12 protein-coding genes and 1 tRNA gene are annotated in these 16,382 nt (G+C 45.0%); 11 read left to right on the top strand and 2 right to left on the bottom strand.

The window, feature by feature from the left end; all coding sequences use genetic code 11:
* Window positions 1–44 precede the first annotated feature (44 nt).
* Both NST26_RS23580 and NST26_RS23575 read left to right on the top strand, forming a co-directional pair.
* The gene (locus tag NST26_RS23580) at window positions 45–521 is read left to right on the top strand and encodes a WGxxGxxG family protein (RefSeq protein WP_051477936.1); all 477 of its coding nucleotides are present in this window, start codon (window positions 45–47) and stop codon (window positions 519–521) included.
* Between the two features lie 186 nt (window positions 522–707).
* Window positions 708–793 (top strand) — tRNA-Leu (locus NST26_RS23575).
* Window positions 794–892: 99 nt separating this feature from the next.
* On the opposite strand, the gene NST26_RS23570 is transcribed toward NST26_RS23575, so the two are convergent.
* Entirely contained in the window at window positions 893–1,066 is a 174-nt protein-coding gene (locus NST26_RS23570; RefSeq protein ID WP_340979874.1) for a hypothetical protein, read from the bottom strand.
* Between the two features lie 346 nt (window positions 1,067–1,412).
* Here NST26_RS23570 and NST26_RS23565 point away from each other — a divergent pair, with 346 nt between their 5' ends.
* From NST26_RS23565 to NST26_RS23525, 9 genes are all read left to right on the top strand, one after another.
* Window positions 1,413–1,721, top strand: coding sequence for a PTS lactose/cellobiose transporter subunit IIA (locus NST26_RS23565; RefSeq protein WP_036724220.1), 309 nt, complete (start codon window positions 1,413–1,415; stop codon window positions 1,719–1,721).
* A gap of 74 nt (window positions 1,722–1,795) precedes the next feature.
* Entirely contained in the window at window positions 1,796–3,094 is a 1,299-nt protein-coding gene (locus NST26_RS23560) for a PTS sugar transporter subunit IIC (RefSeq protein ID WP_036724179.1), read from the top strand.
* A gap of 41 nt (window positions 3,095–3,135) precedes the next feature.
* On the top strand, window positions 3,136–5,682 hold the full coding sequence (locus NST26_RS23555) for a hypothetical protein (protein ID WP_340979872.1): 2,547 nt from the start codon (window positions 3,136–3,138) through the stop codon (window positions 5,680–5,682).
* A gap of 11 nt (window positions 5,683–5,693) precedes the next feature.
* Window positions 5,694–6,011, top strand: a complete 318-nt coding sequence (locus NST26_RS23550; RefSeq protein WP_076076075.1) for a PTS sugar transporter subunit IIB — start codon at window positions 5,694–5,696, stop codon at window positions 6,009–6,011.
* Window positions 6,012–6,033: 22 nt separating this feature from the next.
* Window positions 6,034–7,455 carry a 6-phospho-beta-glucosidase gene (locus NST26_RS23545; RefSeq protein ID WP_340979871.1) on the top strand — a complete coding sequence of 474 codons (1,422 nt, stop codon included), beginning with the start codon at window positions 6,034–6,036 and terminating at the stop codon, window positions 7,453–7,455.
* Between the two features lie 139 nt (window positions 7,456–7,594).
* Entirely contained in the window at window positions 7,595–9,523 is a 1,929-nt protein-coding gene (locus NST26_RS23540) for a BglG family transcription antiterminator (RefSeq protein ID WP_340979870.1), read from the top strand.
* A gap of 26 nt (window positions 9,524–9,549) precedes the next feature.
* Window positions 9,550–11,832, top strand: a complete 2,283-nt coding sequence (locus NST26_RS23535; RefSeq protein WP_340979869.1) for a glycoside hydrolase family 3 C-terminal domain-containing protein — start codon at window positions 9,550–9,552, stop codon at window positions 11,830–11,832.
* Between the two features lie 134 nt (window positions 11,833–11,966).
* Window positions 11,967–12,935 (top strand): helix-turn-helix transcriptional regulator, encoded by a 969-nt coding sequence (locus tag NST26_RS23530; protein WP_340979868.1) that lies wholly within the window; start codon window positions 11,967–11,969, stop codon window positions 12,933–12,935.
* Between the two features lie 269 nt (window positions 12,936–13,204).
* Window positions 13,205–14,437, top strand: a complete 1,233-nt coding sequence (locus NST26_RS23525) for a YbfB/YjiJ family MFS transporter (RefSeq protein ID WP_340979867.1) — start codon at window positions 13,205–13,207, stop codon at window positions 14,435–14,437.
* Between the two features lie 190 nt (window positions 14,438–14,627).
* Here NST26_RS23525 and NST26_RS23520 read toward each other — a convergent pair whose 3' ends face one another.
* A complete protein-coding gene (locus tag NST26_RS23520; RefSeq protein ID WP_445323380.1) occupies window positions 14,628–16,097 on the bottom strand; it encodes an RICIN domain-containing protein in 1,470 nt (489 codons plus the stop codon).
* Between the last annotated feature and the right edge of the window lie 285 nt (window positions 16,098–16,382).

The raw sequence follows: 16,382 nt of genomic DNA, 5'->3' as shown, positions 1-16,382 counted from the left end.
AAATTATCAGCGATTAACCACATCCATGAAGGGGGCACAACATTTTGAACAAGCTGATCACAAGTCTTGCCTGCGGTACGGTCCTGTCCATGAGTCTGCTCGGAGCAGGTGACATCTCCGCAGCAGCGCCGGGCGGTATGACAACTACGACTCCTGGCGTTATGAGCACCACCGCTCCGGGCATGCACAGCACAACGACTGACGGCCGGATGGGCAACATGGGGAATATGGGCAATCTGGATGACCGTATGATGGACAGCCGGGGCAACACCATGATGAATGAGACCAGAGATTCGATGCACAAGACCGAATCCATCATGAAGGACAAAATCCGTACCGGCGACAACAGCTCCGTCTCCCCGCTGTCCAACAATAACACAACGGGCCGCTACCGGGCACAGAGCACGACCACCACAGGCACCAACAACGACAACCGCTCCAACTGGGGCTGGCTTGGTCTCCTAGGGCTCCTGGGTCTGGCCGGCATGCGCAGCAGAACTGGTGAGCGTGACCGCCACTAGTCCGAGCAGCGCAGGGCAGATCGGATCTGATCAGATCCGATTCGGTAAGACGAGCAAAAGGCCCGCGTCAGTCTCGGCTGAGCGGGCTGTTTGCTGCGTCTGCAGCAATATTAAAAAAAGGAATTGCGTATCCCCCGGATACATGATATTATATTTCTTGTCGCGTTAGTTCGCGCATCATAACATGCCGGGGTGGCGGAACAGGCAGACGCACAGGACTTAAAATCCTGCGAAGGGTGACCTTCGTACGGGTTCGACCCCCGTCCTCGGCACTAGAATGAAAACCTTGAGAAATCAAGGTTTTTTTATTTGGATTACTTTCAAAAGTATATGTAGAACACTTATTTAGTGCACAGGATTTATCCTGTTAATTACTGAGTTTTGTCAGGAAAGATACTCAATTCACTGGCTAGCACTTCTTCCCCGGTTAACACCTCTACCATGATGCCTACTCCCAAGCGAAACCCATATTTGAATATAGATACCTCCTCTGAAAATAGCTCCTTCCAAATCTCTATGATTTCAGATACTCTTTTTTCTGCCATGATATAGCCTCTCTATATTCCTTTTCACTTCCTCATTTCCTTCATTTATAAAGTACTTTGTGTTCAACCATAAGTTATCTATACTGGCTAAATCCACGTTGTATACTCTATAAAGAATAACGTTTTCATTGATGGCGGATTTGATAGAGTGTGTTGCTTAGCTAGGTCAAGCATGTATTTTTCAAGGTTCGTGCAGAGTTGCAAACGGGGAATCAAAGCAATGCCATTCTTTTTCCCCCAGGTTGGTGAAAAAGAATGGGTTCAATTGAAAGCGATATCAAATTATACTTACCTTGTAACAAGGACAGCAAGACAGATAAGAGAGAAAAAACGCAGAGGTGATGGAATGGAATACGTGGAGAAGATTATGACGCTGATTGCCAATTCTGGAGAAGCTAGAAGTAAAGCGATGGAAGCGATTCAAGTGGCGAAAACTAATGATTTTATTGCGGCCAAAAAAATGCTGCAGGAAGCTTCGGATGTTTTGCGAATGGCTCATAAAATTCAAACGGGTCTAATTCAGGAGGAAGCAGGAGGAAGTAAGCAGGAGATCACGATTCTAATGATACATGCCCAGGACCATCTGATGAATGCTATGACTGTCAAAGATCTGGCTGCAGAATTTATTGAATTGTATGAGGTTAACAAGAAATAGATAGTCAGGATCATTCGGGGTTAGCCTTATGCGATAGCTAAAGGCTCCCTAAACATTTTAATGGGGGGTCAGGTATGAACGGATTTTTAGGGATATTACAGAAAATGGTCGTTCCGCTTGCAGCGAAATTATCTTCGAACAAAGCTTTGCAATCGGTTTCTAAAGGTCTTATGGGTTTGATGGTAATCATGATGATGGGTGCTTTTTCAACGATATTGAGCAGTTTGCCATTCGATGCTTATCAGAACTTTTTAGTGTCTTCTAATTTAAAAGGAGTATTTAACACTCTGCTCAACGTTACAACAAATATGCTGGGGGTATACGCAGCATTTTCCATTGCTTATTCCTATGTCTCAAATGAAGATAAAGATGGATTCTCAGCAGGTGCAATCAGCCTCATGTGCTTTTTTATCGTTACTCCATTGACAGTCGCAGGAGAGGGCTACATGGCAGTTACGAATTTGCCGTTGGATTGGATAGGGCCAAAGGGCTTATTCACCGCAATGATCGTCGCTATTGTAGTTTCCAAATTGTATGTATTGATTATTAACCGGAATATAACGATTAAAATGCCTGAAGGGGTTCCGGAATTTGTATCCAAATCCTTTGTAAGCATTATTCCGGGTATTGTTATTGGCATCCTTTTTGCCGCTATTTCTTATCTGCTATCCTTAACCAGCTTCGGGGACATGCATCAAATCATTTATAAACTGATTCAAATTCCTCTTACAGGTCTTGGATCCAGTATCTGGGCTGCATTGCTGGTGTATGTATTGATTGGGTTGTGCTGGTTCTTCGGGGTTCATGGCATGGCAGTGATGTCAGTGGTGATTCCTATCTGGGCGGCACTTGATGCCGAGAATATGGTTGGTGTTGCTGCAGGCATGGCCAATGCGGATTTGCCCAATATTGTGACTCTTAACTGGGTAAGTGCAGTGGCTACTATCGGTGGTGCCGGTTCAACTATAGGTTTAGTGATTTGGCTGACCTTTAAAGCTAAATCAAAGCAATATAAAGTATTTGGCAAAATGGCGCTCATTCCTTCTCTCTTTAATATAAATGAACCTGTTATCTTCGGGCTTCCTGTAATGTTGAACCCGTTACTGTTTATTCCATTTGTATTTACTCCTGTATTGCTAATCGGGCTGGCATACATTTTAGTTACGATCGGAATATTGCCAATTTCGAATGGAATCGGGGCGCCCATGGGCACACCATTAGTGCTTCAAGGCTTCTTTAATGGAGGCTGGAGGTTAGGGTTGTACCAGGTGTTCGGAGTCCTGCTGTCATTGGTCATATACTATCCGTTCTTTAGAATAATGGATAAAAAAGCTGTTGAAGAAGAATCCGCTGCTGAGATGGCAGCTCAATAAGGTCTACATGTGAGTGATGATAAGTGGAGGGAGGTGGGGAAATGAATAAAATAGGCGATATTTATGCTAATAAATTCGAAAATTTTATTTTCCCATTTTTTTGGATGCATGGAGAGTCAGAAGAAGTACTAGTGGATTACATGCAAAAAATTCATGACAGCCATATTGGTGCGGTGTGTCTGGAATCAAGACCTCATCCGGATTTTATGGGTGACAGATGGTGGGCTGATCTGGATATTATCATTAGAGAAGCCAAACGGTTGAATATGAAGATTTGGATACTGGATGATTCACACTTCCCGACAGGCTATGCGAATGGTCTGGTTAAGGAGAAGTATCCCGACAGGCTAAAAACACTCTTGACACACCGGGTTGTCGAAGTCTTTGGACCCAAGGATAGCATCGGGGTTATGACAGCCAATATATTCGATCCCACTGCCCGATTAATCGCTGTTTACGCCAAGCAAGACGATAAAATCATTGATCTGAAGGATCAAATCGATGATGAGATAATTTACTTTAATATTCCCGCAGGTTCATGGAAAGTATATCTACTCTATGAGTCCAGGAAAGTGGATTATAATCCGGATTATATTAATATGGTGGACAAAGAATCCTGCGATGTATTAATTGAAGCGGTATATGAGCCACACTACCAACGGTATAAAGAAGAATTCGGGAGAACAATTGCGGGATTCTTCTCGGATGAGCCTGGATTTATGAATGAAAAAGGAGTACGGAATGACAGCAGGATTGGTAAATTAATGCCGCTTCCCTGGAGCAGGCAGGTTAAAGAAATGTTGGAATTAAGATTGGGTAAGGATTACCTGCTGCAGTTATCCTCTCTGTGGTATGACGAAACATGCAGTCCTGAAATCAGACATGTCTTTATGGATATCTGTACCACACTGTACAAAGAGTGCTTTAGTGATAACTTGGGGAATTGGTGCAGGGAACGCAATGTTGAGTATGTGGGCCATGTTATTGAAGACCGTGATTCCAATGCCAGACTTGGTGTGGGTGCCGGGCATCTGTTCAGAGCGATGGCGGGGCAGGATATGGCGGGCGTCGATGTTGTGCTGAATCAACTGATTCCGGGAATGGATTCTGGTGAACATCCTACATTCAGAGGTACGTGGGACAGCGAGTTCTTCCATTATGCCTTAGTGAAGATGGCCTCATCTCTAGGGGCAATTGATCCCAAGAAGAAAGGCAGAACGATGGCAGAAGTATTTGGCGCTTACGGCTGGTACGAGGGCGTGAAGATGATGAAGTGGATCGTGGATCATTTCTTAATCCGCGGAGTGAGTTATTTTGTTCCACATGCCTTCTCACTGAAAGAATTTCCTGATATGGATTGCCCTCCACACTTCTACGCCAATGGAAATGATCCTCAATTCAGGTATTTCGGTGATTTAATGAAATATGTCAATAAAATGAGCACACTCTTCAGCGGAACGAAAGGAAAACCGACTGCGGCCATTCTTTATCATGCGGAGGCTGAATGGACGGGAGACTTCATGCTGACGCAAAAACCGGCAAGGGTACTGACCCAGCAGCAGATTGACTTTCATATTTTACCTAATGATGTCTTTACATTCAAGGATAGCTTTCTTACCGTATTAGATAACTATCTGCATGTGAATGGCTATGAGTACAAGTGCTTAATCCTCCCTTATTGTGAATGTATCAGTGAGGAATTGGCTCAATTCATTATTGCTTCCGCAAATTCTCATCTGAGAATTATCTGCATAGATGCATTGCCTAGCAAACTATTTAATAGCAGCAATACAGATTTACTCAATCAAATGTCTCATGTGGAAGTGGTAAAACTGGATGAGCTGTCTCATTACATGAAAGCCAATCAGTTACACCATATTGAGGCGGCAACTTCCGAACCCTATTTGAGATTTGCTTCTTTTGCCCATGAGGACGGAGAGTATTTAATGTTCTTTAATGAGGATCCGTTGAATATGATTCAGACCTCAATTAAGATTGAATCGGATAAGCCCATATACAAATTTGATGTTCTTAATAATAAGATCACCAAAGTGGAGTATGACGGCAAGAGCTTCCCGCTTGTATTGTCTCCATACGAATCATTTGTCTATGTGTTGGGAGAGATTGATGCAAGTATTGTAGGTACAGAATTTATAATTGGTCATAAAGTGAAGGTAGTTGACTCACCCTATAAGGTAAGTATTGCAAATGCTCAGGAATATCCTGATTTTAGAGAAGCGTTCACCATGGAGCAGCTGGAGAATTTATCATTAACCAAGTACTTGCCTAAATTCTCGGGAACATTCAGATATGAAACTGAAGTCCAATTGGATCAAGATATTAATGCAGCCATTCTGGACTTGGGAAGAGTGTTTGAAGTAGCTGATGTCACTATAAACGGCACATTTATTGGCACCAGGATCTGTCCACCTTATCATTTTGAAGCCCACAATATTCTTAAATCAGGAATGAATACAATATGCGTGGATGTAACGAATACGTTGGATAAGCAGCTTAGGGATTACTTTTCTTACGGTGAAGAAATTCAGCCTTCGGGATTGTTGGACAATATTGTTATCAAATATTAAGGAGAGTTCTAATGACAACTATTAAGTTATTTTGCTCGGCAGGGATGTCAACAAGCATGCTGGTTACCAAAATGAGAGCAGCGGCAGCGACTAAAGGATTGGAAGTTAATATTGAAGCGATGTCGGAAGGCCAGATGTCCAAACAATTAGAGAACATGGACGTAGCGTTATTAGGTCCGCAAATAGGCTTCAAATTAGCAAGTTCTAAGAAGCTATGTGATTCTGTAGGAATACCTGTTGCGGTAATCCCCACTATGGATTATGGCATGATGAACGGTGAGAAGGTTTTGGATTTTGCATTAAAGCTAATCGAAGATTACAAGAAATAAATGGAAGTTAGAGGTGTTTGCAATGAACGAAAAAAACAAATTTTCTGAACACTTTCTCTGGGGAGGAGCAATATCGGCCAATCAGACGGAAGGTGCCTATAATATAGGCGGGAAAGGCTTGTCGACAGCAGATGTACTGGAGAATGGTATTATGGGCAAAATTCCGGAAAAACTGTCCGTTGTTGAAGGAAACATATATCCCTATCATGAAGCTATTGATTTCTATCACCGATATAAAGAGGATATTGCCTTGTTTGCTGAGATGGGCTTTAAGTGCTTCCGAATGTCAGTAGCCTGGTCAAGAATTTTCCCGAACGGTGATGAGAGCGAGCCTAATGAGGAAGGCCTGAAGTTTTATGATGATGTATTTGATGAAATCTTAAAGTACAACATTGAACCGATTGTAACCATTTCACATTATGAGATGCCGCTCAGCTTGGTTGACAAATATGGAGGCTGGAGAGACAGGGCAATTATAGGCTACTACGAAAAGTATGCCAAAGTCTTATTCAGAAGGTATGGAAAAAAGGTGAAGTATTGGATCACCTTCAACGAAATCAATGTAATAGCACATGCTCCTTTTGCCGGTGCAGGAATCATTTATGCAGAAGGGGAGCATAAGGAACAGATTAAGGCACAGGCCGCGCATCATCAGCTGGTTGCCAGTGCGCTTGCGGTTAAGGCTTGTCATGAAATTATTCCTGATGCTAAAATCGGAGGCATGTTGGCAGGAATGGTGTCTTATCCCTACACCTGCAATCCCGACGATGTCTTTGAATCCATGAAATTCGATAGAGCTTCACTGTTCTACAGTGACGTTCAAGCCAGAGGATATTATCCAAGTTACATGAATCGTACGTATAAAGAAAATAATGTGAGCCTTAGAATGGAATCGGATGATTTAGGCATACTGTCGGAAGGAACCGTTGACTTCATCGGCTTCAGTTATTATATGAGCTTGGTCATTACCACATCTAAGGAAGATTTGGATCGAGCTGATGGTAATCTCGTACTCCAAGCTGTTAAAAACCCTTATTTGGAATCTTCGGATTGGGGATGGCAGGTCGATCCAAAGGGCCTGAGAATTTTAATGAACACCTTATATGACCGTTACCAAAAGCCGCTGTTCATTGTTGAAAATGGCTTGGGTGCAGTAGATGAAGTAGAAGAAGGTAATGTAATCAACGACGATTATAGAATTGATTATTTACGCAAGCATATTGTGGAAATGAGAGAAGCCATCGCAGATGGAGTTGAACTGCTTGGATATACGACATGGGGACCTATCGATCTTGTAAGTGCCTCATCGGGTGAAATGAAGAAACGTTATGGATTTATCTATGTGGACAAAGATAATCAAGGACAAGGTACAATGGCAAGATTTAAAAAGAAAAGCTTCGAGTGGTATAAACAAGTGATTGAATCCAATGGAGAAATACTTTAATTGTTTAATCAAGTAGTGGGCCTCTAGTTAGGAGAGATCCACTACTTTTTTACAATGCCGCCCAGTCCCGATAATTGTAAAACCGGGGTAGGCTAAGGGAAGAGTGAGGCAAGATAATATGTTGCAAGGAGGGATAGTTATGGATGCACGGCAAACGACGATCCTCCGACTACTGCTAGCTGCGGATGCTCCGCTTAATGGTAAGTTTTTAGCGGAAAGAAATAATGTTACTTCCAGGACTACCCGGAGCGATATCCATTCCCTAAACCGTATTTTGAAACAACATGGCGCAGAGGTTGAGCCAGTCCACGGGATAGGGTATCAGCTCCGAATTCAAGATGATTCGCTGTTTCGCGAATGGTTGGCAGGTCAACTTCGGGATGAGAAGCCCGTTAATTATGCAAATCCAGATAACAGAGTTAACAAAATTATACATCTGATGTTTACTGCTAATGGGTACATTCGCTCGGAAGAATTGGCAGATATGATGTATGTTAGCAAATCCACCTTGCAGAACGACCTCAAGGAGGTTAAAAAAAAGCTTGAACTTTACCATATTACGGTTGAAGCAAAACCTCATCACGGGCTAAGAATACGCGGTGATGAAATGAAAATACGGTTTGGAATGTCTGAACTTTTATTCGACCGCGAGAACATTCATTCCGATTCTATGTACGTTAATTTGTTCTCATTTCTAGAACATGATCTTACCGTCATTCGATCTTCGGTCACAAAGCACGTACAGAACTACGGTGTAGAGTTGTCGGACACCGGACTCAACAACCTGATTATTCATATTGCCATTGCTTGTCAACGGATTAAAAATGATCATAATATCATTGAATTACCGGGTGAGCATCATTTCATGGAACAAAAGCAGGAATACGAGGCTGCCAAAACCATCGTTACTGACATTGAAAAGTTATTGTCTCTAAAATTTCCAGAGACTGAGATAACGTATATCACAATGCACCTGCTTGGTACCAAACTGTTATCCGCAGTGGGAACGGATGAACGGGAGATTACTCGTTGGGTGGATAAAGATACCTATCAATATGCAATGGATATTATGAAGGCTATCGAGTCCAAGCTTAAGCTTGGCATAAGCGGTGATCCAGAACTGCTGAAGAGTCTGTGTCTACACCTTCGGCCTGCTCTTAATAGAATTCGCTATGGAATGAGCTTGCGTAATCCAATGCTGGAATCCATCCAATCGACCTACCCATTAGCATTTCAAGGTGGAGTAATCGCTGGAATGGTTATTCAACAGAAGATGGGGCGTCATGTTTCTGAGAATGAGATTGGTTACCTGGCATTGCACATTGGAGCGGCTATGGAACGCAGGAGGGAATCTTATCCACCGAAGCGCTGTATCATCGTGTGTAGTTCTGGTGTGGGCAGTGCCAGATTATTATTTCATAAATTGCGTATTCAATTTGGAGTTCGGCTGGATATTGTCGACACGGTCGGATATTATAAGCTGGCTCACACGGATCTGGATAACATTGATTTGATTATCAGTACGGTTCCCATAGCTCTTGATATCTCTGTTCCGGTCATTAATGTTAATTCACTGCTTGGAAATAGTGATTTAATGAGGATTGAACAGGCTATTACAGGTGTTTCTGACAACAATATGGAGTATCTACAGGAAGATTTAACATTTATATCCTGTGATTTCAATTCCCGCGAAGAGGTTTTACATTTCCTTTGTGATCAGTTACAGCACAAGGGGCTGGTTGGACCGGATTTTTATGATCTTGTTGTGCAGAGAGAAGAGGTGACACCAACTTCATTTGGGAATAGCGTAGCTATCCCACATCCTATTTTACCTCAAACTGAACATACTTTTTGGGCAATCTGTACACTGCAAAAGCCAGTAAACTGGGGATCAAAACCTGTACAATTCATCTGTTTGCTGTGTATCGCAAAAGATGGCGAGGCAGGTGATTTGACTACTATGTATGATCTTCTCGTCCGAGTAGTGGATGATGCTAATCTGGTTCAGAAATTAATTAAATGCCAAAATTATCAGCAAATCCATCATATATTCCGGACAAAATCCTAACTAATTATTGAGGAGTGAAGAGACTAATGGAACGTGATATTCGAAAGATAGTAAGTAACATGACCCTAACCGAAAAAGCGGAGCTGTGCTCCGGGTCCAACTTCTGGTCAACAAAAGCCGTAGACCGATTGGGCATTCCATCTATTACATTAACCGACGGTCCGCATGGTCTCCGCAAGCAGGCGGGAGAACCGGATCATCTGGGACTTAATGAGAGTGTGCCGTCTACCTGCTTCCCTTCCGCTGCTGGTCTGGCGAGCTCCTGGAATCGTGATCTGGTACAGAGTGTAGGTGAAGCCATCGGCAAGGAAGCACAGGCTGAAGATATAGCGGTCGTCCTTGGACCTGCCGTCAATATCAAGCGTTCCCCACTCTGCGGACGTAATTTCGAATATTTCTCGGAGGACCCTTATCTGACGGGAGAACTGGCTGCAGCACACATTGCAGGAGTGCAAGGCCAGGGAGTAGGCACATCCCTGAAGCATTTTGCCGTCAATAATCAGGAGCATCGGCGGATGACAACAGATGCCATTGTCGACGATCGTACATTAAGAGAAATTTATCTGACCGGTTTTGAAAAGGCGGTAAAGCAATCTCAGCCCTGGACGGTGATGTCCTCTTATAACAAGGTCAACGGAACGTATGCCTCCCAAAATGAAACCTTGCTGACCACGATTCTGAAAGAAGAATGGGGACATGAAGGCATCGTGGTCTCCGATTGGGCTGCGGTTAGTGAAATTGTGCCAAGTATTGTAGCCGGTATGGAGCTGGAGATGCCTTCTTCTAACGGAGAAGGACCTAAGCAAATTATAAAAGCTGTAAATCAAGGAGAATTATCAGAAGAGAAGCTTGATCTGGCTGTGGAAAGGCTCTTGAATGTCATCTTTAAAGCAGCCGATTCCAGGCGTGAGGGTACTAGTTATGATCGGACAGCCCATCATAAGCTGGCGAGAAGGGTTGCGGGAGAATCAATGGTCTTGCTCAAGAATGAGGATCAAGTTCTCCCATTGAGAAAAAGTGGCCGGATTGCGGTTATCGGTGATCTGGCTACGAAGGTGAGATATCAAGGTGGCGGCAGCTCTCATATCAGACCGACACAGTTGGACAGTATTTATGAACAAATTTCGATATCCGCAGGGTCTGAAGCTTCGATCTCTTTTAAGCAGGGTTACGATCAGGGCTCAGATGATGCGAACCCGTCTATGCTGGATGAAGCAGTGAAGGCTGCAGAAGCTGCAGATGTGGCCGTACTAGTAGTAGGTTTGCCAGACCGCTATGAATCAGAGGGATATGACCGTTCGCATTTGGATATACCGGTCAATCAGCAGGAGATTATTTCTGCCATTGCTGCAGTTCAGCCTAACGTGGTGGTGGTTCTATGCAACGGAGCACCTATTCTCATGCCGTGGTTGGGTGAGGTGAAGGCTGTTCTGGAAGGTTATTTGGGTGGTCAGGGAGCTGGTGGAGCCATCGCTGACCTGCTGTTTGGAGATGTCAACCCGAGCGGCAAACTGGCGGAGACATTCCCGCAATCCTTGAAGCATAATCCGTCCTATTTATTCTTCCCTGGCGATGGAGACCGTGTCGAATACCGGGAAGGGGTGTATGTCGGTTATCGCTATTATGACATGAAGGATATTGAACCTTTATTTCCTTTCGGTTACGGCTTAAGCTATACCCGGTTTGCATACTCCGGCTTAACAGTGAGCCAGACGGAAATTAAGGATACCGAAACGCTCACCGTCACCGTAAATGTGAAAAACACGGGTTCTATCTTTGGCAAGGAAGTGGTGCAGTTGTACGTTCATGACTGTGAGTCTGAGGTTAGCCGCCCTGAGAAAGAGCTTAAAGGCTTCGCCAAAGTAGCTCTTGAACCGGGAGAAGAAACAACCGTTTCGTTCACCTTGGACAAGCGCAGTTTTGCCTACTACAGTGTTGAACGTACAGCATGGCATGTGGAGAGCGGAGAATTCGATATTCTAATAGGCTCCTCTTCGCGGGACATCTCGTTGCAGACGAAGCTCCATGTGGTATCCACTTCAGAGGAGATCGTGCCGACATATGACCGGAATACTGCCCTTGGTGAATTGCTTTCGAATCCGAAGACGTTAGCAGTCTTGGACCAACTTCAAGGATTGGCTCCACAGAGTGCCGAAAGTGCATCCTCTGACGCCATTTCTAGGGAGATGATACAGGCCTCAATGAAGTATATGCCTCTGAGGGCATTAATTCCGTTTACAGGTGGAGAACTTACGGAAGAGGCATTGTCCATGCTGCTTGTGCAGCTTAACGCAGTAGTACGTCAATAAGCATTGCTACCCGGACGGTCCATGATGCCAAAGGAGAGTAGAGATTCCAGTAACTCCTCAACGTTCGACAAAAAGATAATTATTCATTACAATGAGAATGATTATCATATAGAGAACACATGGAGTGCTTAATTATGAACAATTCGATTCAATATAATTTCAATCATTTCTTTGAAAAGTTTGAAGGAGGTCATCAAGCCGGAAGTTCAAGCTATATGCTTCACCCTACGACAGGAATAGGACAGGTACTTCGGTTGTACCCACGCTCTGAGTTGGAGATGGTTATGTCAGACTATAAGCTGTACCAGAACCATGATATACGCCTAGATTCACTCGCGCCAATGGTAGAGTTTGGGTATTGTTATGAGGGTAGCAGGGAGATAAGTGTACCTGGCGCTCGTCAGGAGTTCATGCCTGCCAATTGGAGTTTGCAACTGATTAATACCCCGGAAGCGAGATTGGAGCTTGGCCAAGCACAATCTTTTCGAATGTTGGGCATCGGGATGTCTGTCGGCGTGTTTCATCATTTTATGACCTCCATCGGGGGAGTGCAAAAGGCTGACTTTAACAGCCTTCTTGGAGGAAAGTCGTATCGGTTGCTTCAGGAGAAGCCGCCAGCTTCCGCCAGTGCTTCGCTTCACCACATTGCAGCAAGCCTAAGAGATGGAACGATGAATAATATTGAGCTGGAGTATACGGTGTTAGAACTCCTGGAACTGGCGCTCCGCACTTTTCTTGAAGGAAAAGAGGAACGGACAGGGCTTAGCCAAGAGACCCAGTTGCGCGTTGGCGAAGCGCGCCGAATAATCCTGCAGCAGATGGATAATCCTCCATCATTGTTGCAGCTGTCACGTATGGTCGGTTTGAATGATTACAAGCTCAAGGTGGGCTTCAAGGAAATGTATGGTAACACCATCTTTGGATACCTACGAGAGAAGAGGATGGAGCAGGCTTTAAAGCTACTTCAAGCCGGCAAGTCCAACGTCATTGAAGTGTCTTGCGCAGTGGGTTACTCGAATCCAAGCCATTTTGCCGAGGCGTTCCGCAAGAAATTCGGAGTAAATCCCAGCGCATTACTACGTGAAAATTCTTCCCGGATATAATATGGTAATGACAGACTTTTATTTAGAACGGACTGTCAACTTACCGGTTAACTCTCTCTTCACAAGCAAATGGACTTGCCAGGCATAGAAAAAGCCCTTCAGAACCCACTGAAGGGCTTTTTCATGAAATCGGATGGTTAAATTACAGAGAATCTCATGGATTCCGTGAAACGGGGATTTTAATCCATCTTGGGGTAGAGGGTGCCGTCAGAAAAACCTTACTATAGTAATAATTATTTTCATATTTTCACAGAAGGGAGAGTGCCCAGGTGCGCTCGAAATACAGTTCTGATTCCAATTTCAATTCAGCCCCTCTCCCATCCTTCTGGCCGTTTGTACTGACCGGGATGTTGATGATTGTGACCACGACAGGGTTTGCGCGAATGGCCTACGGGCTAGTTTTGCCTTATATGCAGGCCGGACTCGGATTGTCAATTTCACAGGGAGGGATGCTTGGCACGATCATGTTTCTAGGTTACCTGGCATCGGTCGGGTTATCGGGTATACTCGCTGTCCGCTGGGGTAGCAAAGCTGTTCTTATGGCAGGAGGCAGTGCTGTTGTCATCAGCATGTTTGGCCTTTCCGGATCATATTCGTTCATTTGGGTGGCTCTGTTCATGTTCCTGGCCGGAGGGGGCAGTGCACTGGTGTTCACTCCGCTTATGTCCCTCATGCTGGGCCAGTTCCCGGACAAGAAGGGAATCGTCCTCGGGATGTTGCTAAGTGGTGCAGGTATCGGGATGCTGTTAAGCGGATTTTTAGTACCCTTACTAATCGCTCAATTCCCCGTTCTAGGCTGGCGTGCGGTCTGGTTAGGGTTCGGTATTATCTCACTATTTGTGCTAATCGCGGCTTTATTGATCCTGAGAAACCCCGAGATTGTAGGGAGCGTGAAGGAGACAGACAAACCGAAGTGGTTAAAAAATAAAGCATTGATGCAGGTGGCTGTACTCTATTTTCTAGTGGGTATAGCATATCTTGTCCCCAATCTATATCAATCTGGTTATATGCTGGCTGAAGGGATTTCGGACCGCGCTGCCGGTCTGGTGTACGCCATAGCTGGCATCTTCAGCATTGCAGGCGGCCCTGTCTGGGGCAGTCTGTCCGACCGATTTGGTGTAAACCGGATGTTTATACTGGTTTGGGCTTGCGCGGCGGCAGGGGATACCATCCCGCTTCTGAATCACAGTATTCCGGGGTTCGTCTTATCATCAGTACTTTGGGGCTCCAGTATCGGTGGTCTGGTTACATTAATTCAGCTGAAGGCTGCGAAACAAGTCAATCCTCGGTATGTTCCAACTGCCATCGGATTTATCTCAATATTCTATGCGGTAGGTCAAATGCTGGGTCCGGGAATGACAGGGTGGATGATTGATCATCTCGGTGGCTACGGAGTGGCTTATGGATTCGGAGCGGTAGTCTACGGCTTTGGGTTAGTCGCCAGCCTGATCTCCGGCTTCAGGGGAACAACAAGAAATTTCTGGGGCAGAGCAAAAAGATAAAGCAGTAACAGCGAGTCCACAGAAGGCTTTTCCAAAAGAAGAGGCTGTCCCAAAAGCCATGTAATGGCTTCTGTGACGCCTCCTTTTTTTGAGAAAGATCAACGTGTGGACTTGAATGGACGCTCCGTGAACGCTACAACGCGATCAATCATAGTGACCACAACGCTGGAGAAGGAAGCAGTACCATTTATTAATTGGCCACGACGATTTGCCATTGTTGATTCAAGCCGTTGTTGTCACTCCATTGAATCACATTGGCACCGTCGGTGAGTGCGCCGGAGGAGACGTCTATCAATTTGCCGGTAGCGCGGTTCTTCAGCTTGAAGAAGCCGCCGCCCGCATCTATCAGCTGCCAGTGCTGGCTGGTCCAACCCCCGTCTGACCACTGTTCGATGACTGTTCCATCGGTCGTAGTGCCATTCTCAGGGCCAAGAATCAATCCGCTGTTGGTGTTCTTAAGCTTATAGTACCCGTCGCCAGCGTCGATCAGCGTCCAACGTTCACTCGGTAAGTTAGTATCGGTCCATTGTTCGGCATCTGCACCATTTGCTGTTGCACTCGCTCTAATGTTCAAAGCCTTTTCGCTTTTGCGGTTAATCAGCTCATAAGTGAGGCTGCTGTCTACCGTGAAAGGAGTTCCTGCGACCGTTCCTGCTGCACTATCGATGTTAAGCTGCGGGTACCATGACATGGAGAGGGTGGTCGATGAAGGGAATGTCAACGGCAGCCATACGTATTTGGATTCATTGGCGGGACGCTCCCAGGCTCCGGCCCAGCGGTCACCCATATATAGATAGGACGTGGATGAGCTACCCTCAACAGGAATGATATAGGCGGCTTGTGACTCGGAAGCGCGTGAATCTCCGACATTGGAGAGGGCGCTCCAGGTTCCGCTTATGCTGGAAGCGGTTGCGTATTTCTGCTGGTTAGGAGTCCAGCCTGTTGCGCCGGAAGTGATCAGGAAGTAGGTAGAGCCCCGCTTGAACATAGCAGGAGCTTCACGGTATGAACCTGCCCACAGGGTCTGGACCAGTGATTCCACGCCCAGAAAATCCGGAGTCAGACGATAAATGTTAAGATCGGCATTCACTCTTGTGGCTGATATCAGATAAGCGGTGCCGTTATCGTTGTATACCGTCATATCACGGGAATCGTAGTCAAGAGGCCTGAAGCTGCCTTGATACGTATACGGACCTTCGATATTGGAGGCTGAGGCAACAGCGACTTTTGCTTCTCCGTAATCTACCCCGTTTTCTTTATGCGCCCATAGCACATATTTTCCGGTTGCCGCATTATAAAGAAGCTTGGGGCGTTCGATATTGGCGGTTGCAAGCTCTGAGGCGCTGCTCTTGGATAGTATATTCGCGCGGAATTCCCAGTTCTTCAGGTCTGTTGAACGGTAAAGTGATACATAGTTCGTTCCATCCCGGTTCTCCCCAACCCAATAATAATAGCTGCCAGACTTGATCATTCCACCGCCATGCGCATTAACCGGATTGCCTGAAGTATCCTTGAACTGAATCCCGTTAAGGAGACTGAGCGGAGCGGCATAGCTCTTGGAGCCAGATCCTCCACAGGACAGGACAATCAGCAGAAGGGACAGAAACAGAATAAAGGGTGTTTTAGCTCTTTTCCATTCATTCACATGCATTCGAGTAATCCTCCTTCATTTTATTCATTATTTAGTTAAGCGCTTACAAAAATCAAACAGAATGTCCTCCTTTCTCTCCAAACATTACCAGTAATACAAATTACGATCAATTTAAACATTTGGATATTTGTAGACAAAATGGATATTTCTTTTGTAACAATTCGCCAGAGCTACCTGAGATGCTTTGGAATCCAAAGCATAACGTCCGTTGTCTGCTCCCCCAATGTCACTTAATGATGATATACTTACCTTGATCATTATGATAATGATAATCAAAATCATTTTAGGATCGGT

The sequence above is a fragment of the Paenibacillus sp. FSL R7-0128 genome (genome assembly GCF_038002245.1).
GTDB lineage: Bacteria > Bacillota > Bacilli > Paenibacillales > Paenibacillaceae > Paenibacillus_AQ > Paenibacillus_AQ silagei.
Note: the sequence above shows the minus strand (reverse complement) of the source record. Positions and strands in the feature narration are given on the sequence as shown.